Source organism: Paenibacillus sp. J22P277, from assembly GCF_059383675.1.
Window position 1 is genome coordinate 239,731 of record NZ_JBXENS010000003.1, and the last position, 25,562, is coordinate 265,292.

Below are 25,562 nucleotides of genomic sequence, written 5' to 3' on the forward strand. Positions count from 1 at the left end.
CGCGTCCGCCTCATTTCAACTGCACATGCAGCCCTTCCCCCTCCGTCCACTCCGCGAAGTACACGTCGCGGAACCCTTCGATCCCCTGCTCCCGCAGCAGTTCCAGCAGCCAAGCCTCGTCGCGGCCGAGCTCTCTCAACTCGTCCCGCTGAATATAGCCCTGTTCCATGAGAATGCGCGGCAGCCCGTCCGGCTTGCCGGTCATATGCAGCTCCTCCCTTGCCGGAGGCTCTATCCGGGATTGCTTCATGACGCTCAAGCTCCCGTTCGGTTCGAAGACCGCATAGGCGACCTCCTTCACGCTGAAGACCCCCTGCTCCCGCAACAGCATGCCGACCTGATGCATATCCAGCCTGTTGCGCTTCATCGCCCGCACGTCGATCACGCCGCCGCGAATGACGATGTCCGGTCTGCCCCCGAGCGGCACCGACAGCCACGGGAGGAGCTGGACCGCCTTCTCGAGGGCGATCGACAAGGCCAGCCAGAGCGCGAGCGAATAGAGCAGCATCAGGAAGTGCACCTGCCTGTCGTAGATCGTATTGCCGACGAGCTCGCTCAGCATCAGCGAAGAGACGAAATCGAACGGCGTCAATTGAGAGATCTCTTTCTTCCCGAGCAGCTTCGTCATGAGCCACAGTCCGAAGAAGCCCGTGACCAGCTTCAAGGTAATCATCGCGTAATCCATCGCCGCACCGCCGTCCGCATCGTTTTATTGGACTATACCCGCCGTGGGCGGACTTGAAGCGGACGCAGGCGTTCGTAATCCGCTGTCACCCATTGGGCATCCGCGTAATACCATGTATAGACGCATGACTATTTCATTTACGGAGGTTACCAAATGAACCGTGGATTTTTCCCCGGCGGAGGATTCGGCCGTCGCCCGTTTTTTCGTCCGTTCGCGCATCCTTTCTTTCCAGGCCGTTTCCTGTTCCCGACGTTCTTCTTCAACCCGTTTTTCTTTCCGTTCTTCAGGGACGGTCAGTCCGGCGATGAGTTATTCGCCCAGCATCAAGTAAAGCCCGGCGATACGATGGCTTCGATCGGCCACGCCTACAACATGCCGAATGCGATCCTGGAAGAGGCCAACTCCCACCTGAACCCGACCCAATTGAAAGCCGGCGACACCGTGAACATCCCCCGCATCTCCCACATGCACTGCCATAAAACGTACTCGGAAGCGCCGGCGCAGCAAGGCAATGCTTCCGGTCAGATGTAACGCCGCCAGAAACGTAAAAGGCAGCCGAACCCGTTGAACCGCCTATCCCGACTGTTAGCCTAGCTTCGTCTAACATTCGGGATGCGGACCGACGATCGGCTGCCTTTCTTGCGCGAGGTTAGCTTCTGCCCGCTTCGACGACCTTATGGCCCAGCCAGTGGCGGATCATCGCGAGCAGCTGCGCGCTGTTAACCGGCTTCGTGATATAATCGGATGCTCCCGCCTCCAGGCAGCGTTCCCTGTCGCCTTTCATGGCTTTGGCGGTGAGGGCGATGATCGGGAGCTCGGCGAACGCCTTGCGCTTGCGGATCGCCTGCGTCGTCTCGTACCCGTCCATGACCGGCATCATGATGTCCATCAGCACGATGTCGGTATCCGGGTTTTGCTCCAGCATCACGATCGCGTCATGTCCGTTCTCCGCGGGCAGCACATGCATGTTATGCCGTTCCAGGATCGTCGTCAGCGCGAAAATATTGCGGATGTCGTCATCGACGACGAGCACTTTCTTGAAGGCGATCAGCTCGTCGGACGAATGCAGCCGGACAAGCTTATCCTGCGAGGTATCGGCCATGTTCTCCGCCTTGCGGTGCAGGAACAGCGCGGTATCCTCCAGCAGCTGCACCCAAGTCTTGGCTTCCTTCAGCACGGCCATCCGCATCAAATCCTCCAGCTCGCGGTCCTCGTTCGGTTCCGGCTTGCGGCTCGTATGGAGCAGGATCGGAACGAACTTCCGCTCCGGATATTTCTGAATCTCGCGAACGAGTGAGGTCAGCGACAAGTCCGGCAGGTCGTTATCGACGACGACGCAGTCGAACGGCCGCGATTTCAGCTGATTGGCCGCTTTGCGCAGCGTATCGACCGCCGTGATCTTGACGTCCTTGCCCGCGACGAGCTCCACCAGCCGGCCGCGGCGCTGCTCGTCGTGCATGGCGACCAGCAGCTGGCGGACGCCGCGATCGGCATTCGCGCCGAGCCGGTCGAGCGCCTTCTCCAGGTCTTCGTTCGAGACGGGCTTGCAGATGAAGTCCGCGACGCCCTTGCGCAGCAGATCGATCGCGTCCTCTTCGACCGTGATGACGCAAACCGGAATATGGCGGACCTCCGGATTGTTCTTCAGGTGCTCGATGACGAGCCAGCCGTCGATGTCGGCCAAGCGCAGGTCGAGCGTGATCGCGACGGGCTTGTACCGGAGCGCGAGATAGAGCGCGTCGGAGCCTTTCGCCGTGATGATCGCCTTGATGCCCTTCTTCCGCAGTTGGCCGAGCAGGATCTCATTGAACTTCTGATCGTCCTCGACGATCAGAAACACCCGGTCTCCCGGAAGGATGGACTCCCGGTCGTCCATCGCGGACGCGCCCGAATACGACGAGAAGCTGCGCGTCCTCGCCTGCGGCGCGACGTCGATGACCTCCGGGACGTACGCCGGCTTCGGCGCAGGCTCGTTCGTGTCCACGTCGAGCGGCAGATAGAAGTTGAACGTGCTGCCGATGCCCGGCACGCTGTACAGGGTCAGCTCGCCGCCCAGCATCGCCGCGATTTCCCTGGAAATGGCGAGGCCGAGTCCCGTGCCGCCGTACTCGCGGTTCGTGCTGCCGTCCGCCTGCTGGAACGCCTCGAAGATGATCTGCTGCTTCTCGGCCGGTATGCCGATGCCGGTATCGCTGACGGAGAAGCAGATCACCGTCTTCGCCCGGTTCAGCGTCTCGCTTGCCTCGCTCCAGCCGCTAGTCGCTTTGCGGATCTGCAGCATGACCTGCCCCTGCTCGGTGAATTTGAACGCGTTGGAGAGCAGGTTCTTCAGAATCTGCTGCAGCCGCTTCGAATCCGCGGAGATGACCGCCGGCACGCCGGGCTCGGTCGTCAGGCGGAAATCCAGCTTTTTGTTGTTCACGATCTGGCGGAACATCCGGTCCAGGCTGCCGCTGAGATCGGCGAGCGACACGTTGCCGTATTCCGGCGTGACCGTGCCGGATTCGATCTTGGACAGGTCTAGAATGTCGTTGATCAGGTTGAGCAGGTCGAGCCCGGATTCCTGGATCGTCTTGGCGAACTTCACCTGATGCTCGGACAGGTTCGCCTCCGGATTCTCGGCCAGCTGCTCCGCCAGCAGAAGCAGCGAATTGAGCGGCGTACGCAGCTCATGCGACATGTTGGCGAGGAATTCGGACTTGTATCTCGACGTCAGCGCGAGCTGCTCGGCCTTCTCTTCCAGGAAGCGCTTCGCCAGCTCGACCTCGTTGTTCTTGCTCTCGACCTCGGCTTTCTGGATGACGAGCAGCTTCGCCTTGTCCTCCAGCTCCTCGTTCGTGTTTTTGAGCTCGTTTTGCTGCTTCTGCAGCTCCTCCGTCAGCAGCTGGGATTGCGCCAGGAGCTGCTCCGTCCGCTGGTTCGCCTGCATCGTGTTGATGACGATCCCGATCGATTCCGTCAGCTGATCGAGGAAAGCGATATCGATCTCGCTGAAGCGGCGGAAGGAAGCCAGCTCCAGCACGGCCAGCACCTGATCCTCGAAGATGATCGGCAGCAGCACGATATTGAGCGGCGTCGCCTCGCCGAGCCCCGAGGAGATGACGACGTAATCGCCCGGCACGTTCGTCAGCAGGATCCGCTGCTTCTCGATCAGGCATTGGCCGACCAGCCCTTCTCCGGCGCGGAATTCATTGGCCAAATGCTTGCGCTGCTGATACGCGTAGCTCGCGAACAGGGCCAGCGTCTGCTCGCCGTTCGCGGGCTCGTTGATATAGAACACGCCGTGCTGCATCGATACGAGCGGCGCGAGCTCCGTGAGAATCATGCGGCAGACCGCGTTCAGGTCGCGCTGGCCTTGCAGCAGGCGGGAGAATTTGGCCAAATTCGTCTTCAGCCAATCCTGCTCCGTGTTGATCCGCGTCGTTTCCTTCAAGTTCCGGATCATCTCGTTGATGTTGTCCTTCAGCGTCGCGACGTCCCCGGCGGCGGCCACGTCGATCGACCGCGACAGATCGCCCTTGGTCACGGCGGTCGCGACGTTCGTGATCGCCCGCACCTGCGTCGTCAGCGTGCTCGCCATGTAGTTGACGTTGTCGGTCAAATCCCGCCAGGTGCCGGCCGCCCCGGGCACGCTCGCCTGTCCGCCCAGCTTGCCCTCGGCGCCGACCTCCCGCGCGACGGTCGTGACCTGCACCGCGAAGGTCGCGAGCGTGTCGATCATGTTATTGATCGTATCGGTCAGCTCGGCGATCTCGCCCTTGGCTTCCACGTTCAGCTTCTGCTTCATGTTCCCGTTCGCGACGGCGGTCACGACCTTGGCGATGCCGCGCACCTGATCGGTCAGGTTGGTCGCCATGATATTGACGTTATCGGTCAGGTCCTTCCAGATCCCGCCGACGCCGCGCACCTGCGCCTGCCCGCCGAGCTTGCCGTCCGTGCCGACCTCGCGCGCCACGCGCGTGACCTCGGAGGCGAACGAATTCAGCTGGTCCACCATCGTATTGATCGTGTTCTTCAGCTCGAACAGCTCGCCCTTCACGTCGACGGTGATCTTCTTCGACAGGTCGCCGTTCGCGACGGCGGTCGTCACGCCGGCGATGTTCCGCATCTGAACCGTCAAGTTGCTCGCCATGTAGTTCACCGTATCCGTCAGGTCCTTCCACGTCCCCGAGACGTCCTTCACCTCGGCCTGCACGCCGAGCTTCCCTTCCGTGCCGACTTCGCGGGCGACGCGCGTCACTTCGGAGGCGAAGTTGCTGAGCTGGTCGACCATCGTGTTCATCGTGATCTTCAGCTCCAGAATCTCGCCCTTCACGTCGACCGTGATTTTCTTGGACAGGTCGCCCTTCGCGACCGCCGTCGTGACGTCGGCGATATTCCGCACCTGATCCGTCAGATTGCGGGCCATGTTGTTGACGCCTTCGGTCAAGTCTTTCCAGGTGCCGCCGACGCCCTTGACCTGCGCTTGACCGCCGAGCTTTCCGTCCGTGCCGACCTCGCGGGCGACCCGCGTGACCTCGGAGGCGAACGTCGAGAGCTGGTCGACCATCGTGTTGATCGTGTTCTTCAGCTCGAGAATCTCGCCCTGCACGTCCGCCGTGATTTTCTTCGACAGATCCCCGTTCGCGACGGCCGTCGTGACCACCGCGATGTTCCGCACCTGATTCGTCAGGTTGCTCGCCATGTAGTTGACGCTTTCGGTCAAATCGTACCACGTGCCCGCGACGCCCCGAACCGTCGCCTGCCCGCCCAGGATGCCGAGCGTACCGACCTCGCGCGCCACCCGCGTCACCTCCGAGGAGAACGTCGAGAGCTGATCCACCATCGTATTGATCGTGTTCTTCAGCTCCATGATCTCGCCTTTGGCGTTGACCGTGATCTGCTTGGACAGGTCGCCCTTCGCGACCGCCGTCGTCACTTCCGCGATGTTGCGCACCTGGTCGGTGAGCGTGCTCGCCATGAAATTCACGCTGTCCGTGAGATCCTTCCACGTCCCCGAGACGTCCTGCACGTCCGCTTGCCCGCCCAGGATGCCCTCGTTCGATACCTCGCGGGCGACGCGCGTCACCTCGGAGGCGAAGTTGCTCAGCTGGTCCACCATCGTATTGATCGTGCTCTTCAGCTGCAGGATCTCGCCCTTCGCGTCGACGGTAATCGTCTTGGACAGATCGCCCTTCGCGACCGCCGTCGTCACCTCCGCGATGTTTCGCACCTGATTCGTCAGATTGCTCGCCATGTAATTGACGCTTTCGGTGAGATCCCGCCACGTGCCGGCGACGCCGCTGACCTCGGCCTGGCCGCCCAGTATGCCCTCCGTGCCGACCTCGCGCGCCATCCGCGTTACCTCGGAGGCGAAGGTCGAGAGCTGGTCGACCATCGTGTTGATCGTGTTCTTCAACTCGAGAATCTCGCCCTGCACGTCCGCCGTGATTTTCTTCGACAGATCCCCGTTCGCGACGGCCGTCGTGACCACCGCGATGTTCCGCACCTGATTCGTCAGGTTGCTCGCCATGTAGTTGACGCTCTCGGTCAAGTCGCGCCAGGTGCCGGATACGCCCTTGACGTCCGCCTGCCCGCCCAGCTTGCCTTCCGTGCCGACCTCGCGCGCGACCCGCGTCACTTCCGAGGAGAAGGTCGAGAGCTGATCGACCATCGTGTTGATCGTGTTTTTCAGCTCCTGAATTTCTCCCTTGGCGCCGACGGTAATCTGCTTCGACAAATCGCCGTTCGCGACGGCGGTCGTCACTGCCGCGATATTCCTAACCTGGTCGGTCAAATTGCTCGCCATGTTATTGACGCTGTCCGTCAGGTCCTTCCATGTCCCGGAGACGCCCTTCACGTCCGCCTGCCCGCCCAGCTTGCCGTCCGTGCCGACCTCGCGCGCGACCCGCGTCACTTCCGAGGCGAAGGTGCTCAGCTGATTGACCATCCGGTTGATGTTGTTCGCCGTCCGCTGGAACTCGCCGGTCAGCGCCCGCCCTTCGAACTCCAGCTCCACCTTCTGCGACAGGTCGCCCTGCGCGACGGCGTTGATGACCCGCACCATCTCGCTGGTCGGCTGGATCAGGTCGACGACCAGGCCGTTGAGCGACTCGACGGCCGTCTCCCACGAGCCGCCCGTATTCTTATGTACGAATCGCCGGCTCAGCTTGCCTTCCTTGCCGACGACCCTCGCGACGGACTCCGCTTCCTTGACCAGGCTTTCCATCATCTCGCCGATTTCGTTGAACGTATCCGCCACTTTGCCGGAAATGCCGGTGTGATTATATGGCATCCGATACGAGAAATCGCCTTTTTTCAAAGCCATCAATGCATTCAGCAACAATCCCGAGTCAATCGTATCAGCGGCAACAAGCGGTACATTTTCCGTATCTGCCATTTTACAACCCTACTTTCATCGTTTATTTTGCCGGCATTTCCCAAGCGGATCTCAGGCGATGCCTATGTAAGCGTCGGCGCGATTTCCCGTTTGGCCGATACCGTGAAGCGGAACAACGATCCCCGGTCCGGCACGGGAACGGCCCATATCGAACCGCCCATCAGCTCGACGAGCGATTTGCAGATGGACAAGCCGAGGCCCGTCCCGCCGAATTGGCGGCTGGCGGAGCCGTCAAGCTGGTAGAACGGCTGGAACAGCTGCTCCAGCTGGTCCTCCGGCACGCCGATGCCCGTGTCCCGAACCGAGCATTCGAGCATGATCATGTCATCGTGTGCCGCGAGCAGCTTGAGCGTTACCTCGACGCCGCCCTCGGGGGTGAACTTGACGGCATTGCCGATCAGATTGATGAGCACCTGCCGCAGCCGCAGCATATCCCCGACGATGAAATCCGGCAGCTGCGGATCGACCGCGACGTTCATCGTCAGATTACGCTTGCGTACCTGTGCCGTGAAGAGCTCCAGCGTTTCATCGAGGCACAGGCGAAGCGAGAAAGGCTGCTCCGCCAGCACCAATTTGCCGGATTCCAGTTTCGAGAAGTCCAGGATATGATTAATGACCTTGAGCAGCGCGTTGCCGCTGGTTTGAATGATCTCGACCAATTCGGCATGCTCGAGCGGAAGCTCCAGCGTGAGCAGCAGATCCGACATGCCGATTATGCCGTTCAGCGGCGTGCGTATCTCGTGGCTCATCATCGCCAGGAATTCGGACTTGACCCGCGAGGCGACCTCCGCAGCTTCCTTCGCCTGCAGCAGCTCGCGGTTGGCCTTCTCCAGCCGGTGCGTCTGCAGCTTCAGCAGATCGCTCTGCTTGCTGAGCGAGCGATTCGCCTCGTAGAAGCTGACGTACCCTTCGACCTTGGCGCGCAGCACCTGGGGAATCACGGGCCAGGCCATGAAATCCACGGCGCCCGAAAATTCCGCCGGATCGTCATGTTCTTCCGGATCGACGGCGGAAAGAAAAATAATCGGGATATGCCTCGACTTGTCTCTGGCCTTGATCATGCGCGCCGTCTCGAAGCCGTTCATGTCCGACATGCGCGCGGCGATGACGATAACGGCGAAGTCATGGTCCAGCAAACTCCGCAAAGCTTCCCGTCCCGAATAAGCCCTTACCGACCGAAACGGCATCCCGGCGATGGCGGCCTCGACGGCGGCCAGATGCTCCGGGCGTTCGTCGACGATCAGCAGTTGAACAGGATGCTCCACCTGTCTCATTCCCCCTCCCTTCCTAGTGCTCCTTATACCCTTATCACCCGGATTCCGGGCAGGTGAAACAGAATGGCATTGAATAACGTAGCGATTGTGATTATAATCACAATGTACGATATTTTAACGAAATGAAGGGATTCGCGTGCCATTTTTACGGTTTAAAGGATTTACGACCTCTTTTCTGAAGCAGTTCACGCCACCGCTCGTCGAGGAATTTTCCAAGCTCGTCCGTATTCCGAAGGACATCGTGAAGATCGAGCAATTGGATATTCAGGTGATCACGAATACGCCGCGCTCCGTGGAGATTCTCATGTTTCAACGCGCCCAGGAGATGCATGACGCCATTGCGTCCAAGCTGAACCGCATGCTGCTCGATCTCGGCTACGATAACGTCCACATCTTCTTCATCATTCTTTCTCCGGCTCTTTATTATAAAGAAGGCAAGCCCCTGCCCTATTCCCAGGCGAGAACCGTTTGATCCGATTACCGCATTTTTAAGATGTTCCCCATTCCTCCAGATGCGCGAAACCCCCGGCATGCAAGGATGCCGGGGGTTTCGTATTGATCGGGATATGCCTGCTTCAACGGATCGTCAGGCGGATCAGTAAGCGGTCCAGCCCGCGTCGGCCGTCACGACCGTGCCGTTCACGAAGCCGGCATCGTCGGATGCCAGGAACAGCGCGACTCGCGCGATATCCGCCGGTTCGCCGGCGCGCGGGTTAAGCGCCATGCCGGCCATCGCCCGTTCCATGCCGAACGCGCTTGGCTCGGTCATGGACGTGCCGATGTTGGTGTTCACGCCGCCGGGCGCGATCGCATTGCAGCGAATGCCGAAGTTCGCGTACAGGAATCCGACGTTCTTGGTGAAGCCGACGACCGCGTGCTTCGACGCCGTATAAGCCGCTCCCGCCCGCGAGCCTTGCAGTCCGCCAGCCGATGCGATGTTGACGATGACGCCGCCTTTCTTCTCCATGAAGATCGGGAGCGCTTTCCGCACGGTGCGCATCGGGCCCGTCGCGTTGACGGCGAAGACGCGATCCCACAGCTCGTCCGTGAGCTCTGCCGCGGGCATGAAATTATCCATGATTCCGGCATTGTTCACCAGAATGTCGAGCGTGCCGTACGTCTCGACGGCCGTATCGATCATGCGCTGCACGTCGTCTTCCTTGGCGACGTTCGCGGCAACCGCCAGCGCCGTGCCGCCCTTCGCCTCGATCTCCGCGACGACGCTTTGCGCCGCTTCGACGCGCAGATCGGCGACGACCGCAGAAGGGCATCATCGTCGACGAACTCCAGTCGGAAGATGACGGCCAGGACGTCAACCAGGAGCTGCTCGTCATCTATTCCATGCACGCGCTGCTCGGCCTTGTGTTCTACTGGATCGAGAACAATTCCATTATTCGCCGTCCTACATGCAGGAGCAGCTCGTGAAAATCATCCATTCCCGGCCGATGAACGCCAAGACGATCGTCAAGCATCCGGAGAAACGCGGCAATTAAAGAAGAGCTTTCCGGATGTTCCGCGCTGCGGAGATGCCGGGAAGCTCTTCGATTCATGCGGGTTGCCCGCGAATATCGGCAACCATGGAAGCGTCGGCAGCCAAACGAAGGACCTTGGGCGGTTAGCAGCCCCTCGCTCCGAACCGATCATGAAGTCAATTGCGGCTTCTGCATGCCGTCTCCCGCGGCGGTCCGGCTTCTCGCCAGCTGCTTGCTCATATACTCGCCATTCACGAAAGTACGGTCTTTCAATTTCATGGCGTTGATTTCCAGCCCATAGGTCGCGAATCCGAACGATTCGTACAATCGTTTCGCGCCCGCGTTGCTCTCGGCGACGGCCAAATTCAGCTGTTCGACTTCGGTCGTCGTCTCGACGCATTCGATAAGCCGGGCCAACAGCCGCTTCGCGATTCCCTTGCCTTGCCATGCCTTATCGACGTACATGCCCCAGATGACGCCTTTGTGCCGGAATTTCATAAGCGGTTCTTGCTTGAAACCGACGACGCCGATCAAGTCGCCGTTATCAGCGAACGCCCCGACCACGAATCGGGAGACGTGATCCGAAGCGATAAGGAGCTCGGGCGTGTCGCTCAACTCCTCGGACGATGAACTGAAAGATTCTGGATGCTCTTCAATTGCCTTCAGGCGCAATTGCCGGAAAATCGCTCTATCCCCGGGTTGTAACAATCGGATGAACAAATTAACACCTCGCTTGATTTTCCATCAAAAACAAGTGCGGCCGAACGCAAAAAAAAACGCCGTCGTAGCTCCCGGCCGAGCGCTCTCCGCTCACCCGAATCCCGCCGCCGTTCCTTGTACCATGCTTGCAAGATCCGTGCCGCACGGATCCTTCTGCCCTGCTTCCCGACCGGCCAGGCCTTATCTTACACAATGAAAATGTCCGACGTCAACCAACTTGCTTTAACGTGTTACATGAACTGACATATATGAAGAATGCGTAAAAAGACGCCGTAGTTCAGTCGTCCCAATCCCTTTTTCCTAGTCCGACACAGCGAAAACCGACGTCTTATAGCGCTAGCTCGTAGCGGCTCGCGCTATAGCCGTCGCCGTCGAATTGACCGCGATAGCTCAGTCCGTTGCGGAGGTAGTACGCGTTCAGCGCAGGGTTGTCCGCCATGCAGTCCAACCTGAGCCAGGATTTGCCTTGACGCCGGATATAATCGGCCGCCCAGGCCAGCATGCTTTCGCCGATGCCTTGTCCGGGATGCAGCCGCGATACGACCAGCCGGTGAACGTAGCCGGCGTCGCCATGGAACAATTCGCCCCATAACGCCTCGTATTCCCACTCCACGGAGAAGCATCCGACGGGCTCTCCCTCCCGAATGGCCGCGAAAACCTCGCGCTCGCGGATGAATTGCTCCATGTACGACTGCGAGAACCACTCCTCCCGCCACTGGTTGATGCCCTTCGTCGCGCGAATCCACTCCGCGGCTTCCACGTATAGGCGGCGAAGCGCCTCCGCTTCTTCGACTTGCGCTCTTCGAATGATGATTGCCAACGTCTGCATCGTTTCTCCTCCCAATACCAATAAACGAACAATTGATCAAGACAGAACGCGCCGTCCCGGCATACGGACGCCGTGCACGATTTGCCCCTGAGGCGTCCTGTTTTCTCGCGGCTCCCGCCTGGAGCGGCTCGAATCTTAACATGCAGCCGCGCAACGCCGAATATCAGCTGTAGTTTAAGGCTGAACGCCTCGACATGTCAATCGGCATAAGGGCGCATTGGCCGGCGGTTGCCGATGCATGTTTATCGCCTAACACCATATAAGGCTAGCAATAATAGCATAATGAGAATCCAGGATAATTTAGGAGGTTATTTCCAAAATGCTCAAGAAGCAATCGCGTCGATTCACGAAAGAAACGAAGGCTTACCGCCGCGTCCAAAGGCATGTTCATGAGTTCGAAGGCAGCACGAAATTGGCCGAAGCCGGCAACGACAGGCATAACCATCGGTTTGCGGGGGTAACCGGCCAGGCGGTCAGGTCCGGCGACAGCCATTTTCATGAAATCGTGTTTTCGCGAACGGATTTCTTCAACCACTTTCATAAATTGATCAAAATCCGAACGGGTCCGGCCATCCCGGTCGGCAATGGCAAGCATGTCCATTTCGTCCTGGGACGAACGACCTTGAACGACGGACACAAGCACCAATTTAATTTTGCGACGTTGATCGACGCGCCTCTCGTATAATCCGCTTTCCGGTGCGGGTTATACGAGAACGCATCTAACGCGAGCCTATCCATGCGCACGAAGAAAGCCGCGAACCCGCGGCTTTTTCGTCGTAAACACGCTAACAGCAAACCTTCAGCTTGAGCGTCGTTACATAGGGGACAGACGGTTTCGGATCCGGTTTCGATCAGCTTCGCAACGGGATCGGGCGGAGGAACGCAAACGGAAAACGAACAGTTGTTCGAATCGCGAGATGATGCTAATATGGAAAAGATACTGGAAATTGCCATCTTTACCACCCTATCCATCGAAGGAGGAACAAACCAAGTGAACGCTTCAACCGAAGTAGCCGGCGCGTCGCCCGCCCTCGTCGACATCAAGAGGGGGCCGATCGTCGCCGCGCTTATCATCGGCGCATTCGTCGCGATTTTGAACGAGACGCTGCTGAACATCGCCTTCCCGGATCTGATGAAGGAGTTCTCCATTACGCCGGCCACCATCCAATGGCTGTCCACGGCGTACATGCTCGTCATCGGCATTCTCGTGCCCGTCACCGCTTTGCTGCAGCAATGGTTCACGACGCGGCAAATGTTTCTATCCGCCATGATTCTGTTTCTTGCCGGCACGATCGTCTGCGGATCGGCGCCCGCATTCAGCGTCCTGTTGGTCGGCCGGGTCATTCAGGCGCTAGGGACCGGTCTGCTGCTGCCCGTCATGATGAATACGATCCTCGTGATCTTCCCGCCAGAGAAGCGCGGCGGCGCGATGGGCATGATCGGTCTCGTCATCATGTTCGGACCGGCGATCGGACCGACGCTGGCCGGTCTCATCATCGATCAGCTCAATTGGCGCTGGCTGTTCTTCCTGGTCATTCCGCTCGCGGCCTTCTCCGTTATCTTCGCCGCCGCCTTCCTGCGGAACGTGTCGGATATCACCAAGCCGAAGGTGGACATCTTGTCCATCCTGCTGTCCACGGCCGGCTTCGGGGGCATCGTCTACGGCTTCAGCAAAGCCGGCGAAGGCTCCTGGTCCGCGCCCGAAGTCGTCTGGACGATTACGGTGGGCGGGATCGCCCTCGTGCTCTTCATCATCCGTCAGCTTCTCGTCCGGGAGCCGATCCTCGATCTTCGGGCGTTCCGATTCCCGATGTTCTCGCTCGTCACGGTCATGATGCTCGTCCTGATGATGACGCTCTTCTCCACGATGATCCTGCTGCCGCTCTTCCTGCAGACGGCCTTGCTCATGACCGCGTTCAGCGCGGGCTTGACGCTGATGCCGGGCGGCATCATCAACGGCGTCATGGCGCCGATCTCCGGCAAGCTGTTCGACAAATACGGTCCTCGCGTGCTGGTCGTTCCCGGCCTGATCCTGGTGCTGCTCGCCGTATGGCTGTTCACGTACATCTCGGTGGACACGTCGGCCGGTTATGTCGTCGCGCTGCATATCATCCTGCTCGTCGGGATCTCGCTCGTCATGATGCCGGCGCAGACGACGGCGCTCAACCAACTGCCGCGCTCGCTGTACCCGCACGGCACGGCGATCCTGAACACGCTGCAGCAGGTCGCGGGCGCGATCGGCACGGCGCTGTTCATCAGCATCATGTCCTCCGGCACGAAGGACTTCATGGCCGAGAAGCCGAACGCGACGCCGGCGGAAGGCTTGGTCGCCGGCCTGCATGACGCGTTCGTCATCGGATTCGCCATCGGCTGCGTGGCGCTCGTGCTGGGCTTCTTCATCAAGCGCGTCCAGGCGCCGAAGGAAGAGTCGAAGCAAGAAGTGGCTTAACCTCCTGGCGTACGTTTAACGAACGCTTAACGCGCAAACGCACCCGTTCGCCCGTTCATCGCTGTCCTTTTCGCGGGCGGCCATGAACGTGGTTCGGGTGCGTTTTTTTGCGTCATGCAGGGAGGGAAGTCAGCTCGCCAGCGATTGGAACCTGCGGATAATATCGACGACGTATTTGATGATGACCGACGCACCGCCTATGAAGTAAAGCACGATGAGCGTATAATGCGTGGGGTCGATCGAGGTCATGGAGAGTATAAAGTTCAGTGGCACGACGTAGAACACGATATCCTTCAAATACCCGAGAAACGTGGTATCGAACGAGCCCGACCAGAAGGAACGGGCGAAGGCAAACACGAAATCGAGGATCATCAAGCCGAATACGCCCCACATGGTGTACACGACCCAATCCCCGAGCGTGAATCCGTAATCCATCTCTCATCACCACCTTGCTCCACCATATGCCCTCCAATCTGACATGTTGAAACAAAATGAAAATAAACGCAAAAACGGATAAACGCCGCGCGTACGCTTCGTTTATCCGTTCCAGCTGCTATTCTTGCCAAGCGCAGCCTGGCAATGACCTCCCCTGCGGCAGGCAATCTAGGACAGCCCGACCGGTTCCCCGCTCTTCGCGCTGCGCTGCGTCCGCGGCTTCATGTTGGCGAGCGCGACGCCGGCCAGTATGAGGACGCCGCCGCCGATCTGAGCGGCGCGGATGGGATCGCCGAGCACGAAATGGCTGACGATGATGGCCACGAACGGCGGAATGTTCATGAACATGGCGCTGACGGAAGGCCCGACGACCGCGATCCCCCGATTCCACCAGAAGCCCGCCAAGCCTTGCCCGATAACGGCGACGCCGACGAGGAGCAGCCAGGTGGACGGCTGATGGCTCCACTGGGAGTGCCCGGCCAGCGATTCATAGCCGACGGCAGGCGACATCATGATCGTCCCGATAACCGTGGAGTAGATCGTGACCTCGTACGAGCTCATATGAAGCGTCAATTTGCGGATAAACAGCAGGCTGACGGACATGCCCAGCATCGCGACCAGCAGGTTCACGTCCCCGATCGAGATCCCGATCGATTTTCCCCCGTAGAGGACGATGGTCACGACCCCGATCAGCGCGAGGACGGAGCCCGACAATTTGACTCCGGTAATGATTTCTTTCAGGAATATCCGCGCGAGCAGCGTCGTGGCGATCGGCGACAACGCGACGATCAGCGAGGCATTGCCCGCCGTAGAATGCTGAAGCCCCGTAAAATAGAACAGCTGGTTGACCAGCGTTCCGGAAATGCCGGCGAACAGCAGGAGCAGCCACTCCCTGCCCGTCGGCCGCCGCATCGAGCGGTTCACGAGCGCGACCGCGATCAAGAAGAGCGACATGACGACGAGCCGCGTGAAGGATAACAGAATCGGCGAGAAATCCCGCAGCAGATAGGCGCTCGCCACGTAATTGCCGCCCCACAGCAGCGATACGCCCCATAATTTGCTGAATACGGTACGGTCAGGCATTTCGGTAAAGTCCCCTTGCGTTCCAAGTTAACGGTTATTTGTGAGGCAGCGTTGCTCCTGCCGCGGCACGCGAGCTTTTGTGCGATCTTAGATACGACATTACGGTCGCGATGGCCATCAGCGCGGCCATGAACCAGAACACGGCATGCAGGCCGGTAATGAACCCGTCCAGCGAAGACTTGTCGTCCATGCCGACCTGGGTGCCGGAGAAGATCGCGAGCATCGCTTCGTGCGGAATGCTGTGCGTGACGATCGGCATGGAGAAGGCGATGCTGAGCATCATCCCCATATTCGTCGTCAGCGACCGGATGCCGGACGCTTCGCCGCGGTATTTCGGTCCGGCGGCATTCATGATGCTGCTGGAGTTCGGAGAATTGAACAAGCCGGAACCGACGCTGATAATGGTCATGTACGCGGCCAAATGCCAGAACGGCGTCGACAGCCCCGTATCCAGCGCCAGTCCCGCCATGCCGAATATGTTCAAGAACAAACCGATCGTGGCCGGCGTCGTTTCGCCGTATTTGTCCCCGAGCACGCCCGCCAGCAGCGAGACGACCAGCATGCCGGCCGCGAGCGGAATCGTCATGATGCCGGCCATCAAGGCATCCTTCTCGAGCGCGCCTTGGAAGTAGAAGATCAGCATGAACATGACGCCCATGCGGGCCAGCGCGTTGAGCGTCGCCGAGATGATCCCGAAGGAGAACACGCGGTTCGTGAACAGCGGCAGGTGCAGCAGCGCATTCGGATGGATCCGCTCGCAGCGCAGGAAGACCGGGAACAGCACGACGAAGAACAAACCGGATATCCACACGACCGGCGAGGTCCAGCTTTGAATCGGCCCCCATGTCAGGGCGATCAGCAGGCCGGTAATCGATAAGAAGTACGTTACGGCGCCGCCGCGGTCCAAGCCGCCGGCCTTCGGAGCGGCCAGCTTGTCGTCCTTCAGCCCCAGCACCTTAAAGCCCCAGATCACGCCGAGGATGCCGAACGGCACGTTGAACCAGAAGGTCCACTCCCAGCCGAACGACTCCGTCAGCCAGCCTCCGAGCACCGGACCGATGATCTGGCCGACGGCCACGACCATGATGTTGATGCCGAGCGCACGGCCGAGCTCTTCCTTGGGAAAGGCGTCGGCGACGATCGCCGTGCTATTCGCCATGATCATCGCGCCGCCGATGCCCTGCAGGATCCGGAGGACGATGAGTAAGGGCGCATTGCCGGCGAAGCCGGCGACCAAGGAGACAACGGTGAAGAGCAGCATGCCGCCGATATAGATGCGCTTGCGCCCGAAGCGGTCCGCCAGCGAGCCGGCCATGAGCACCATGACGGTCTGCGCGACCATATAGGAGAGCATGACCCACATCGCCTGCAGCAGCGAGGCGTTCAAGCCTTTCAGCAAATCCGGCAACGCGATGATCAACGTGCTAAAATTCAGTGCCGACAACAACGAGCCGAGGCTCGTCACGGATAATATCCACCATTTTCGCGAATCGCTCATCTTGACGTTCTTCCCTTCTTCCTTTCTTCTGCCTACTCGCTCCCGCCTTGCTTCAGCCTGCGCGCCCGCTCCAACCGCTCGCCGAAGCCTTGCCGCATGGCTTGCAGCTTCTCCATCTTCTCGTCGATATGATGGATGATCGCCTGCAGCCGCGCCGCCGCCTCGTCGAGCAGCCGGTCCCGTTCATCCAGATCGGATTCCCCATGGTAGCTCGCTTTGATCTGCTCCAGCTCTTCCTCCGCCTGCAAAATGTCGCGGATTTCCTGCAGCGATGCGCCCAGCACCTGCTTCAGCCTCAAAATATGCGCGATGCGGTTCAGCATCTCTTCGTCGTAAAGCCGGTGCCCTCCCTCCGTTCGCGCGACGTCCGGAAGCAAGCCGATCTCCTCGTAGTAATGGAGCGTTCTCGAGGTGATTCCGAGCCGCTCCGTTACGTCTTCCATCGTTAATTTCGCCGAAGCCGCCATCTTCCGCCGCTCCTCCTTCCCTGTCTTATCGTTCCGTTACTGTCATCATAGCAGAAATTCAAGATTACGTTAACGTTAGTTTTGCAAAAGAATGCGGACCGGACGACAAAAACCCCCGGACGGGAGGAATCGGGAAACCCGAGGTTTCCGATCCCCGCTGCCGGGGGTGCGCATTCGGTTGCGTTACGAGAGGTTTAGGCGCGAATTCATGGCGTCATCATGCGGCGACTCCATTCATCCGCTTAGCCTCTCTTGATCGTATGGAGAAATTTCTCCAAAGCCGCCGTATCCGTGATGCGGCGGTTGCATGCGTCGCTGTCGATGCATACGTAATGGCCGAACGCCTTGTAATAGTCGGGCGGCGAATTCGCGGGCCGCGTCTTGACCGTGAACAACGCCAGCTCTTCCTGGCAATTGCAGATCAGGCAGTAGCCCTTCTTGTTCACGGGCGTATACCGGCCTTCGATGCCGGTCAATTGCCCGTCTTCGGGATAGACCAGGAACATTTTGCCCGTGGCGATATCCGTCCAGCCGAGGTAGGTCATCCGGCGACGGTCCATCGCGGCGACGTCGGGCGCATTCAGCTTCTTTGCCTTCGGGAACAGTTTCTGCAGCTGCTTGTTCGTGACGGCCGGGAATTCTTTCCGCCATGGCTCCAGCGATTCCAGATAGTGCTGGAATTGTTCCGCGGCGTCCATTTCGCTCATAACGGACAATCTCCGCTTCCGTTCGTCCTCGAGCTCCGGGAACAGCTCGTCGATCTTGAGCGAAGCGCTGTACCGCACGGCCTTCAGCACGTTCCGGTCCGAGGCGGTCCGAAGCGCCTGCAGAAGGATTTCGGTTTGTTTCTTGATCGCGTTGAATTGATGGTTTCCAATGAACATGGCATGCATGGATGGTCAGCCCCTTATTTTTAGTAGAACTCCGATAAGGTGCAAAACCCATCACTAGAAACGATCACGGCGACGGTTCGGGCGATGGGTTAGTGCCAGTCGCGTCCCATGCAAAGTATCGCCCCTAGTCCGGGCTTTGCATGAGCGGGTCCAATCCGGCAATCTCTTATTGCCATCTCTACCAGCCCCTTTCGCTAAAGTTGTTCCTAGTATACCAGCTGTCCCTCGCTGCGCACAATTGTCCGGCGTCGTGTCGCCTCGGCCGCAATCGAGCGGACAACGGGGCGTTTCGGGCGTTCATTGGTTCGAGACGGGAAGACGCAGCGCCCCGGTTAAGGAATCCATTTCAATTGCTCCAGCTTCAGGCCGAGCTTCTGCGGCAGGCTTTTGTTCACGTACAGGCGCCCGCCGTGGTTGCGGCTGTTTTCAAGGTCCGCGAACAACGAATTGCCTTGAACCGACAGCCGGAACTGCCGGTCGATCGGATACTGCTCCAGCTTCTCCGCCTTCACGCCGAATGCGTGCTGCAAAGGCTGGAGCGCGATCCAAGCCGTATCGCCTTCGAGGAAAGAGGCCGGGAGCTCCACGGAGACGCGGTTGATGACCGCGACGGCTTCGGGTTCCGTCGACTCGGTCGACGGCGCGATCGGCAGTTTGTCCGGCTGAAGATCGGCCGGGACGGCCGCGGGCTGGAGCGGTGCCGGGCTTGTCGGCTCCGGCTGCTCCGTCCTCCTTTGGCGCTTCGGCACGATTACTAGACGAGCAATGGAAAAAAAAGGTCTCAACCCTCCAGCGTCTCGTACAGCTCTCTTCGTGAGATAGAGCGAGCCTAATGACTGTCAACCTCAAGATTCGTCAGTCCAGAAAACCGAGCGCCCCTCGGAGGTTGCTCTCCAAAATGCTTCTCGAGAGCGCCTGATCATGGAATCCGCGTTGCGTCAGCTTCAGCCCCCCGGCAATTAGCGATATATGATGATGCAGCTTATAGAATGCCAGCCGGTTCAAGTCAACCTTATCGCTGCGAAGATGACTGTAATGCCTGCCGAATCGAATCTGCAAGAACGCATGCTCATGCTCGATATCGTAGAACTCGGCACCTTCAATATCGATTAAATACATGTCGCGATCCTTCACCAGCACATGATCGGGGCCGAGCTCCCCGTGTATGAAGCCGTAGCGCCGCCTCGGCATGATGCGGTTTTCCAGTTCCTCCAGCTTGTGAAGCAAATGCTCCTGCCGCTTGGCGACCTCGCCGAGGAATCCTGCCGCGAAGTCCAATTGACGGCCAGCATTCTCGAACTGGGTATGGTGACAGGGATAGGACAACCGCTCATTCGCCTCCCCGCCAGCCTTGCCGGGGAATGAACTCGTCAGCGCATGCATGCGCCCCGCCATCTCGGCGAAACGCTCCATAAGCGATAAAGTATGCGCCGAATCCGGATCATGCAGGAGCTCTTCCAGCTTCGGCCCGTCAATATATTCCACGAACGCGAAATCGAAAGGATAGCGTTCGCGGTCCCGGTACAGCCCGTACGGCTCAGGCGTCCGTATTCCGTTCCGCGTTAGAAACGCATAATTCGCGGCGAACGGCTCGGCACCGTAGGACCCCCGCGTCGGACCGTCCGCATTCTCGATTTCCGACCGGAAATAATTCATCGCAAGATCCCATACGTAGAGGAGACAGACGAATCCGTTCGCGAAATCCACGCGGTAAATAACCTTCTGCGCGCCTCCATACAATCTTGATGTCCGGACCGGAAGATAATCGGCCCCGAATAGCTCTGAGGTATAGGCCTCCAGATCCTGTACATGGCATTGATGATCCATCTTCTCATCTCTCCCAACGGTTCGATTGCCGGCCGGCACCTAGAAATATAGAGGAAAAACGGTTAAAAATATAGACTGTTTCTGAAGGCGATGATATGATGTTGAGTGAGTTCTAGCTACTAATGGACGATTAAAAACCTTGGATGCCTGCCGGCAACCAAGGTTTTTTTGCGTTCTATTTGCCAGCGTGCCGCATCGCTTAGACGCCCGCTTCCTTCACGCCTTGGATAGACGCCGTCCGCGCCGCCTTGCCCTTACCCTCCCAATTGACCAGGAAGATCCCCGCGCAGATGAACGCGCCGCCGACGCCGACGTACCATTGGACCCGTTCGCCCAGCAGCAGCCAGCTGGATATCACGCCGAAGACCGGTACCAGGAACAGAAACGAGCTGGTCTTCGCCGGATCGCCGCTGCGGAGCAGGTAAAACCAAAGCATGAACTGAACGATGGAGCAGATGAGCGCGAGCCAGAGCGTGACCAGAACCGAGGTTCCGGTAAACGTGAAATACGGATGCTCCGTCATCAGGCTTAGGACAAGCAGCATCATGCCGCCGGCCAGCATTTGATACGCGGCGAGCGCGGTCATATCGAACCCGGCTCCCCACCGCTTGATCAATAAGGTAGCCGCGGCGAAACTGAATGCGCCCGCAAGGCCGATGAATGTGCCCGGCTGCAGGCCGAGATGCAACCCGAAGGAAAACGCGACGCCGACGATGCCGACGGCCACGCCGAGCCACTGGCGTCCTCGGTAAACCGCCCCCCCGAATACAGTGCTCAACAGGATCACGAGCAGCGGATTCGTGCAAGTGATGATCGAGGATTCGCCCGACGTGATCCAGCGCATGGAATAATAGGCGCAACCCATCACGCCGGCGGATTGGAACAGGCCGATCGCGGACGCTTGCAACCATTGGCTCTTTCCCCGCGGCCGAGGCTTGCCGATCAGGCGCACGATGACCGCAAGCAAAGCTCCGGCCAACGTGAACCGTATGCCCATCAAGAAAAACGGCGGCGCGTAAGTCAAGCCGATTTTACCGACGGGGAATGCGAGGCCCATGATGAGCGTAGTACATAACACAAGGCCGGTATAGTTGAATTTGTTCATGCCCGTTTCCTCCTCCTGCGATGCGTACCTGGATTGATACTCATTGTAAGAGAGGATGGGTTTTATGTATAATGATTGTTATCGATGTTGGCTATCATAATTGGTGATAGTAGAAAGCGAGGAACGGAATTATGGAAAGCGGGGATTTACGCGTGTTCCGAATGGTAGCCCGCGAAGGCTCCATCACGAAAGCCGCCGCGCAGCTCGGTTACGTGCAGTCCAACGTCACCGCGCGCATCCGGCAGCTGGAGTCGGATCTCGGCACGGTGCTGTTTCATCGTCATAATCGCGGCATGACGCTCTCCGCGAGCGGCAAAACGCTGCTTGCTTACGCCAACAAAATCGTCGGCTTGCTGGACGAAGCGACCAAAGCACTCTCCTCGTCGGTGAAGCCTGCCGGTCCCCTCGTCATCGGCTCCACGCAAACGGCGGCCGCCGTCCGGCTGCCGCGCCTGCTGACGGACTATTACGCGATGCATCCGAACGTGCTGCTGTCGGTCGTCACCGGAAATACCCGGGAGCTGATGGATCGCGTGCTTCGCTACGAGCTGGACGGCGCCTTCATCGGCTGCGAATGCGAGCATCCGGAGCTCGATTCGGTGCATGCGTTCACGGAAGAACTCGCGATAGCCGCCCATGCGTCGATCGCGAGCCTGGAGGAAGCCGTAAAACGGCCGATTCTCGTCTTTACGCGGGGCTGTTCCTATCGCGACATCTTGGAGAGCTGGCTTCGGTCGAACGGGCTCGCGCAATCCGTGATCATGGAATTCGGGACGCTCGAAGCGATTATCGGCGGCGTGACGGCCGGTCTCGGCATCTCGCTGGTGCCGGTATCCGTCGTGCGCAGGCAGGCCGAGGAAGGCGTGGTAAGGCTGTTTCCCGTCTCGGACACGCATCGCACGATGGTGACGGAGTTCATCACGCGCAAGGATTCGTTCATCAGCAGCGCGCTCGGCGCCTTCATGGCGATGATCCCGGGCGAGCCGACAACGAACGGCTAAGCGGTGTTTCGCGCGGAGCTCCGCATAGCCGTTCCCCACTAACCGCATCTATTCGTCCGCAGGCTCGTCGCGTCCGGTCTCGTGCAGCGCATTCGCGGACATCAGCTTGATTTTGCGGATCAGCTCGTCGGTCTCTTCCGCGGACAGCCCGGCGGAAATCGTCTCGCGCCAGTACGCAAGCTTGCTCTTGATGAAATGGCGCATCTCCAGTCCTTTCGCCGTCAGCGTTACGAGGTACGCGCGGCTGTCGTGCGGATCGCGCGTGCGCTTCACGTAACCGAGCTTCTCGAGCCGGCCGATCGCCCGCGCGGTCGCCGCTTTGTTGATGAACAAATTGGACGACAGCGTCTCTTGGGACACGCCGTCCTTCTCGTACAAATTGATCAGGAAGATATACTCGGAGGAATTGATGTCGTGCTCCTTGAGCTCCCGGTTCAGGTAAATCTGAAATTGGCGGTGCAGGACCGAGATCCATTTGGCGATGCTGTCCATTCGTAATCTCCTTCAGGTTTCGTATACATGTCAACTATATGGACAGTTTAAACGATCGATGAGGATTACACAACCGTCGGGCTGCGCGCACGGTCCCCCCAGTGAAAATAAGCCGTCCCGACGAATCGGACCGGCTTACGACCGAGATGGCTTTGTAACGTCCGCATCGAACCCGCGCTTGCCGCAGGATTGCTTTCCTATCCAGCAGCATTATCCGGCTCCGCGAATGATTACGGGTAGATCTTCTCGCCTTTCTCCAGCATGTCCACGAATTGCGCGATCCGCTTCGCCCTCGTTTCCGGTTTCTTGGCGTTATGGATGCGAAAGGTCATCGCATATTTGTTCGCCCGGTCGAGCGTAGCGTAGAAAGCTTTTGCCGCCTCGCTGCGATCCAAGGCTTCGGCCAAATCCGCCGGAATCCCGGCGATGCCCTGCGACTCATAGGCTTTATCCCATTCGCCGTTCCGCTTGGCCTTCTCGATCGCGGCAAGCCCCGCTCCCTTCATCCGTCCCTGCTCGATCAGGCGTTCCGCCTTATCCTTGTTCACCTTCGACCATATGCTCTTCGGTCCGCGCGGCGTAAATACCTGAATCCACAAGGCATCGTCGTACTTCTCCTTCCGGCTGTCGATCCAACCGTAGCACAACGCGATATCAAGCGCTTCCTGATAGGTAATCGAATCGATGCCCGACCCTTTCTTCGCGATTTGCATCCGGGTCCCGGGCATTGACGCATGATGCGCTTCCAGCCATTCTTCCAGCTGCCGCTCGGTTTGAAACAACAGCATCGGCAGCGTTTCCGTTTTGCCGGCCATGTAATCACCTCCGTCTACAAGTATATCGCCGCTTCGCTGACAGCTGCAGCCAGTCGAGACGCACGGCGAGCGGTATTAGTTCAGCTTTTCTTCCACCGACCGCAGCTTCTGCTCCATCGTCCCTTTCTTATCCCTGCGATCGTCGATCGTGATGGACGTCGAGACCCGCAGCGCGCCGCTGGCGAACGGAACCTCGTGCATGCGCCGGATGACGGCAAGCAAATCGTCCAGCTCGCCTTCGATGATCGTGCTCATGGGCGTCAATTGATAGCGGATCTTCTCTTTCGCATCCTGCAGCACTTGTACGACGGACGCGACATACGCGCCGACGCTCGTCGATTCCGTGCCCAGCGGAACGATCGTGACTTGAACGATTGCCATGGCTTGTCCCTCCAATAGTTAATATAGTTAATCCATTTAATTAGCGTCATTAATTACTTCCGTTTCGCGCGGCGTTTTCTGACAAAATACCCTGCCACCCACACGATCGTTCCAATTAGGTATAACGGAACGACGAAGACGATCAAGGTTGCGAAATCGGCCAAATCATCCCATCCGCCGTTGCCGCGGTTCACTTCGGCGAGGAGAATCACGCAGCCGGCCGCGTAAACGGCAAATGCCCACCATCTTCTCCGCCATCCGGCGGCCAGCAGGACCAGCAGCAAAACCGCCCACAACAGGATATATCCCGGACCATGCATCGACGCCACCCCTCCCCATTAATGCCGGTACCCGACTCGAACGCTTGCTTACTATTACCCAAAACGGACTTCATTCCGGCAAGGCATCGTACATCCCCGTAAGAAGGTATATGCCGAAACGGCCGCGAATAGATGGAGCATCGACCAACTATCCTAAACTTGTGAAGGAGTGTCCGCATGGAGCAAAACGCAAACGCTTCGCGTGCAACGTTGTTAATCGCGGCCCGCGCTCTCGCGGACGAGGTCAATCGGCGCCGGTCGAAGTGCGTACGTCCGTTCGTCGTATCGCTCGACGGCGGAAGCGGCGCCGGCAAGACGACGCTCGCCCTCATGGCCGCCCCGCTCCTTGGCGCCGCGCTCGTGCATTACGACGACTTCTTCGATGCCGCGATCGCGGACGAAGAATGGGACCGCAGCACGGCGGAGCAGCGCTGCCGCCGCTGCATGGATTGGCGGCGCGCCCGCCGCGAAGCGCTGCTGCCGCTGCTGGACGGCCGGCCTGCCAGTTACCGCCCGTTTTCGTTCGAGACGTCCGATCGCTTGGCGCGCGAGGCGGTGACCATTCCGCCCGCGGACGTGATCCTGCTCGACGGCATCTACGCCAACCTGCCCGAGCTAAGCGACCTCATCGACCTGTCGGTGCTGGTTCAGGTGCCGGCCGACGTCAGGATCCGCCGGCACAACGAGCGGGAGAACAGCGAGGATCTTGCCTGGCACATGCGCTGGGACGCCGCCGAAGCGTATTATTTCACCCATATCCGGGTGCCTTCCTCGTATGACCTTGTGTTGAATCTGTAGCCAGCAATGCCGTTGTGCCGAATGTGCTGCAACGCCTTGGACTGCCCTGAACGGCAAGAACTGCCGCAAATGCTGCGACTGATACGATTGTCTATTCCATCTCTGAAAATTTCAATGCCGCGAGCCGCGATTTCGCGGCTCATTTGCGTTAGGTCGGCAGCCTGCCCAATACGCGCGTCAGCTTGTCGATCGCGAACGCCAGATCGAACCGGTCCTCTTCTCCCAGCTGCTCCAGCCTCCCGCGCAGCGAAGCATGGAACGTTCCCCAGCGATCGGCGACAAGCGATCGGCCTTTCTCCGTCAGCCGCAGGCGGACGAGCCTTTTGTCGCTTTCGTCGGGCCATTTGCCGACATACCCTTTCTCCTCCAGCTTCGCGATGAGCGGCGTCAACTGCTGCTTGGAGACGCGAATGATCCGGGACAACGGTGTCATCGCGATGCCGTCCTGGTGCTGGTATAGTTCCTCCAAGATATGGACCTGCAAATGCGTGATCTCCGCAGGCGCCTTCCATTCGCCGTTCCCCTCGGCAGGGTTGTCCATCGTCCGGTAAAGCAGCGGGATCAGCTGCATGTACCCGGCGGCGATGGCGGCGATTCCGTTTTCCATGTCTATTCCACCTTATTGTTTCGTTTGACAAC

The 25,562-nt window shown here is 59.1% G+C and carries 24 protein-coding genes and 1 pseudogene; 6 read left to right on the plus strand and 19 right to left on the minus strand.

The genetic code is table 11. From position 1 onward, the window contains the following. Positions 1 to 10 precede the first annotated feature (10 nt). Positions 11 to 685 carry a YetF domain-containing protein gene (locus tag AC50YL_RS10085; RefSeq protein ID WP_494831579.1) on the minus strand — a complete coding sequence of 225 codons (675 nt, stop codon included), beginning with the start codon at positions 683 to 685 and terminating at the stop codon, positions 11 to 13. A gap of 153 nt (positions 686 to 838) precedes the next feature. Between AC50YL_RS10085 and AC50YL_RS10090 the strand changes: the two genes are divergently transcribed. Then, positions 839 to 1,216, plus strand: coding sequence for a LysM peptidoglycan-binding domain-containing protein (locus tag AC50YL_RS10090; RefSeq protein WP_494831580.1), 378 nt, complete (start codon positions 839 to 841; stop codon positions 1,214 to 1,216). A 118-nt stretch (positions 1,217 to 1,334) separates the two neighbouring features. Here the strand turns inward: AC50YL_RS10090 and AC50YL_RS10095 are convergent, their stop codons facing one another. Together AC50YL_RS10095 and AC50YL_RS10100 are read right to left on the minus strand one after the other, a co-directional pair. Further along, positions 1,335 to 7,064, minus strand: a complete 5,730-nt coding sequence (locus AC50YL_RS10095; protein ID WP_494831581.1) for a HAMP domain-containing protein — start codon at positions 7,062 to 7,064, stop codon at positions 1,335 to 1,337. Positions 7,065 to 7,126: 62 nt separating this feature from the next. After that, positions 7,127 to 8,338, minus strand: coding sequence for a response regulator (locus tag AC50YL_RS10100; RefSeq protein WP_494831583.1), 1,212 nt, complete (start codon positions 8,336 to 8,338; stop codon positions 7,127 to 7,129). Between the two features lie 136 nt (positions 8,339 to 8,474). Between AC50YL_RS10100 and AC50YL_RS10105 the strand changes: the two genes are divergently transcribed. Beyond that, complete coding sequence (locus AC50YL_RS10105; RefSeq protein ID WP_494831584.1) at positions 8,475 to 8,810, plus strand: DUF1904 family protein; 336 nt, start codon at positions 8,475 to 8,477, stop codon at positions 8,808 to 8,810. 123 nt (positions 8,811 to 8,933) lie between these two features. Here AC50YL_RS10105 and AC50YL_RS10110 read toward each other — a convergent pair. The 3 genes and pseudogenes from AC50YL_RS10110 to AC50YL_RS10120 all read right to left on the minus strand — a co-directional run. Further along, positions 8,934 to 9,596: pseudogene (locus tag AC50YL_RS10110) on the minus strand (SDR family oxidoreductase); the annotation flags it as partial. A 382-nt stretch (positions 9,597 to 9,978) separates the two neighbouring features. Next, a complete protein-coding gene (locus tag AC50YL_RS10115) occupies positions 9,979 to 10,530 on the minus strand; it encodes a GNAT family N-acetyltransferase (protein ID WP_494831585.1) in 552 nt (183 codons plus the stop codon). 328 nt (positions 10,531 to 10,858) lie between these two features. Then, positions 10,859 to 11,359 carry a GNAT family N-acetyltransferase gene (locus AC50YL_RS10120; protein WP_494831586.1) on the minus strand — a complete coding sequence of 167 codons (501 nt, stop codon included), beginning with the start codon at positions 11,357 to 11,359 and terminating at the stop codon, positions 10,859 to 10,861. A gap of 319 nt (positions 11,360 to 11,678) precedes the next feature. Here AC50YL_RS10120 and AC50YL_RS10125 point away from each other — a divergent pair, with 319 nt between their 5' ends. After that, on the plus strand, positions 11,679 to 12,044 hold the full coding sequence (locus AC50YL_RS10125; RefSeq protein WP_494831588.1) for a YmaF family protein: 366 nt from the start codon (positions 11,679 to 11,681) through the stop codon (positions 12,042 to 12,044). Between the two features lie 354 nt (positions 12,045 to 12,398). Then, a complete protein-coding gene (locus AC50YL_RS10130; RefSeq protein WP_494832520.1) occupies positions 12,399 to 13,808 on the plus strand; it encodes a DHA2 family efflux MFS transporter permease subunit in 1,410 nt (469 codons plus the stop codon). Between the two features lie 129 nt (positions 13,809 to 13,937). Here the strand turns inward: AC50YL_RS10130 and AC50YL_RS10135 are convergent, their stop codons facing one another. The 8 genes from AC50YL_RS10135 to AC50YL_RS10170 form a co-directional block, all read right to left on the minus strand. Continuing rightward, a complete protein-coding gene (locus tag AC50YL_RS10135) occupies positions 13,938 to 14,243 on the minus strand; it encodes a hypothetical protein (RefSeq protein WP_494831590.1) in 306 nt (101 codons plus the stop codon). A 168-nt stretch (positions 14,244 to 14,411) separates the two neighbouring features. Then, positions 14,412 to 15,326 carry a DMT family transporter gene (locus tag AC50YL_RS10140; RefSeq protein ID WP_494831592.1) on the minus strand — a complete coding sequence of 305 codons (915 nt, stop codon included), beginning with the start codon at positions 15,324 to 15,326 and terminating at the stop codon, positions 14,412 to 14,414. Between the two features lie 34 nt (positions 15,327 to 15,360). Continuing rightward, complete coding sequence (locus AC50YL_RS10145) at positions 15,361 to 16,824, minus strand: MFS transporter (RefSeq protein WP_494831593.1); 1,464 nt, start codon at positions 16,822 to 16,824, stop codon at positions 15,361 to 15,363. Between the two features lie 32 nt (positions 16,825 to 16,856). Continuing rightward, complete coding sequence (locus AC50YL_RS10150; RefSeq protein WP_494831595.1) at positions 16,857 to 17,291, minus strand: MerR family transcriptional regulator; 435 nt, start codon at positions 17,289 to 17,291, stop codon at positions 16,857 to 16,859. A gap of 242 nt (positions 17,292 to 17,533) precedes the next feature. After that, positions 17,534 to 18,184, minus strand: a complete 651-nt coding sequence (locus AC50YL_RS10155; protein WP_494831596.1) for a FusB/FusC family EF-G-binding protein — start codon at positions 18,182 to 18,184, stop codon at positions 17,534 to 17,536. A 332-nt stretch (positions 18,185 to 18,516) separates the two neighbouring features. Next, complete coding sequence (locus tag AC50YL_RS10160; RefSeq protein ID WP_494831597.1) at positions 18,517 to 18,969, minus strand: hypothetical protein; 453 nt, start codon at positions 18,967 to 18,969, stop codon at positions 18,517 to 18,519. A gap of 70 nt (positions 18,970 to 19,039) precedes the next feature. Next, entirely contained in the window at positions 19,040 to 20,011 is a 972-nt protein-coding gene (locus tag AC50YL_RS10165) for a phosphotransferase family protein (protein ID WP_494831599.1), read from the minus strand. 199 nt (positions 20,012 to 20,210) lie between these two features. Beyond that, a complete protein-coding gene (locus AC50YL_RS10170) occupies positions 20,211 to 21,116 on the minus strand; it encodes a DMT family transporter (RefSeq protein ID WP_494831600.1) in 906 nt (301 codons plus the stop codon). A gap of 131 nt (positions 21,117 to 21,247) precedes the next feature. Between AC50YL_RS10170 and AC50YL_RS10175 the strand changes: the two genes are divergently transcribed. Next, positions 21,248 to 22,117, plus strand: coding sequence for a LysR family transcriptional regulator (locus AC50YL_RS10175; RefSeq protein WP_494831601.1), 870 nt, complete (start codon positions 21,248 to 21,250; stop codon positions 22,115 to 22,117). A gap of 48 nt (positions 22,118 to 22,165) precedes the next feature. Here the strand turns inward: AC50YL_RS10175 and AC50YL_RS10180 are convergent, their stop codons facing one another. From AC50YL_RS10180 to AC50YL_RS10195, 4 genes are all read right to left on the minus strand, one after another. Further along, a complete protein-coding gene (locus AC50YL_RS10180) occupies positions 22,166 to 22,609 on the minus strand; it encodes a MarR family winged helix-turn-helix transcriptional regulator (protein WP_494831602.1) in 444 nt (147 codons plus the stop codon). 230 nt (positions 22,610 to 22,839) lie between these two features. Further along, on the minus strand, positions 22,840 to 23,424 hold the full coding sequence (locus AC50YL_RS10185; RefSeq protein WP_494831604.1) for a YdeI/OmpD-associated family protein: 585 nt from the start codon (positions 23,422 to 23,424) through the stop codon (positions 22,840 to 22,842). A 75-nt stretch (positions 23,425 to 23,499) separates the two neighbouring features. Next, positions 23,500 to 23,805: an MTH1187 family thiamine-binding protein gene (locus AC50YL_RS10190; protein ID WP_494831605.1), complete on the minus strand. Its 306-nt coding sequence runs from the start codon at positions 23,803 to 23,805 to the stop codon at positions 23,500 to 23,502. A gap of 53 nt (positions 23,806 to 23,858) precedes the next feature. Next, positions 23,859 to 24,125, minus strand: coding sequence for a hypothetical protein (locus AC50YL_RS10195; RefSeq protein WP_494831606.1), 267 nt, complete (start codon positions 24,123 to 24,125; stop codon positions 23,859 to 23,861). Between the two features lie 177 nt (positions 24,126 to 24,302). Between AC50YL_RS10195 and AC50YL_RS10200 the strand changes: the two genes are divergently transcribed. Beyond that, complete coding sequence (locus AC50YL_RS10200; protein ID WP_494831608.1) at positions 24,303 to 24,923, plus strand: uridine kinase family protein; 621 nt, start codon at positions 24,303 to 24,305, stop codon at positions 24,921 to 24,923. Positions 24,924 to 25,071: 148 nt separating this feature from the next. Here the strand turns inward: AC50YL_RS10200 and AC50YL_RS10205 are convergent, their stop codons facing one another. Then, on the minus strand, positions 25,072 to 25,530 hold the full coding sequence (locus tag AC50YL_RS10205) for a MarR family winged helix-turn-helix transcriptional regulator (RefSeq protein ID WP_494831610.1): 459 nt from the start codon (positions 25,528 to 25,530) through the stop codon (positions 25,072 to 25,074). Positions 25,531 to 25,562: the final 32 nt, after the last annotated feature.

Excerpts from the sequence above, each read along its gene's own strand:
- AC50YL_RS10085 (WP_494831579.1), bottom strand. The coding sequence starts at position 685 with ATGGATTACGCGATGATTACCTTGAAGCTGGTCACGGGCTTCTTCGGA.
- AC50YL_RS10090 (WP_494831580.1), top strand. The coding sequence starts at position 839 with ATGAACCGTGGATTTTTCCCCGGCGGAGGATTCGGCCGTCGCCCGTTT.
- AC50YL_RS10095 (WP_494831581.1), bottom strand. The coding sequence starts at position 7,064 with ATGGCAGATACGGAAAATGTACCGCTTGTTGCCGCTGATACGATTGAC.
- AC50YL_RS10100 (WP_494831583.1), bottom strand. The coding sequence starts at position 8,338 with ATGAGACAGGTGGAGCATCCTGTTCAACTGCTGATCGTCGACGAACGC.
- AC50YL_RS10120 (WP_494831586.1), bottom strand. The coding sequence starts at position 11,359 with ATGCAGACGTTGGCAATCATCATTCGAAGAGCGCAAGTCGAAGAAGCG.
- AC50YL_RS10125 (WP_494831588.1), top strand. The coding sequence starts at position 11,679 with ATGCTCAAGAAGCAATCGCGTCGATTCACGAAAGAAACGAAGGCTTAC.
- AC50YL_RS10135 (WP_494831590.1), bottom strand. The coding sequence starts at position 14,243 with ATGGATTACGGATTCACGCTCGGGGATTGGGTCGTGTACACCATGTGG.
- AC50YL_RS10140 (WP_494831592.1), bottom strand. The coding sequence starts at position 15,326 with ATGCCTGACCGTACCGTATTCAGCAAATTATGGGGCGTATCGCTGCTG.
- AC50YL_RS10145 (WP_494831593.1), bottom strand. The coding sequence starts at position 16,824 with ATGAGCGATTCGCGAAAATGGTGGATATTATCCGTGACGAGCCTCGGC.
- AC50YL_RS10150 (WP_494831595.1), bottom strand. The coding sequence starts at position 17,291 with ATGGCGGCTTCGGCGAAATTAACGATGGAAGACGTAACGGAGCGGCTC.
- AC50YL_RS10155 (WP_494831596.1), bottom strand. The coding sequence starts at position 18,184 with ATGCATGCCATGTTCATTGGAAACCATCAATTCAACGCGATCAAGAAA.
- AC50YL_RS10165 (WP_494831599.1), bottom strand. The coding sequence starts at position 20,011 with ATGGATCATCAATGCCATGTACAGGATCTGGAGGCCTATACCTCAGAG.
- AC50YL_RS10170 (WP_494831600.1), bottom strand. The coding sequence starts at position 21,116 with ATGAACAAATTCAACTATACCGGCCTTGTGTTATGTACTACGCTCATC.
- AC50YL_RS10175 (WP_494831601.1), top strand. The coding sequence starts at position 21,248 with ATGGAAAGCGGGGATTTACGCGTGTTCCGAATGGTAGCCCGCGAAGGC.
- AC50YL_RS10180 (WP_494831602.1), bottom strand. The coding sequence starts at position 22,609 with ATGGACAGCATCGCCAAATGGATCTCGGTCCTGCACCGCCAATTTCAG.
- AC50YL_RS10185 (WP_494831604.1), bottom strand. The coding sequence starts at position 23,424 with ATGGCCGGCAAAACGGAAACGCTGCCGATGCTGTTGTTTCAAACCGAG.
- AC50YL_RS10190 (WP_494831605.1), bottom strand. The coding sequence starts at position 23,805 with ATGGCAATCGTTCAAGTCACGATCGTTCCGCTGGGCACGGAATCGACG.
- AC50YL_RS10195 (WP_494831606.1), bottom strand. The coding sequence starts at position 24,125 with ATGCATGGTCCGGGATATATCCTGTTGTGGGCGGTTTTGCTGCTGGTC.
- AC50YL_RS10200 (WP_494831608.1), top strand. The coding sequence starts at position 24,303 with ATGGAGCAAAACGCAAACGCTTCGCGTGCAACGTTGTTAATCGCGGCC.
- AC50YL_RS10205 (WP_494831610.1), bottom strand. The coding sequence starts at position 25,530 with ATGGAAAACGGAATCGCCGCCATCGCCGCCGGGTACATGCAGCTGATC.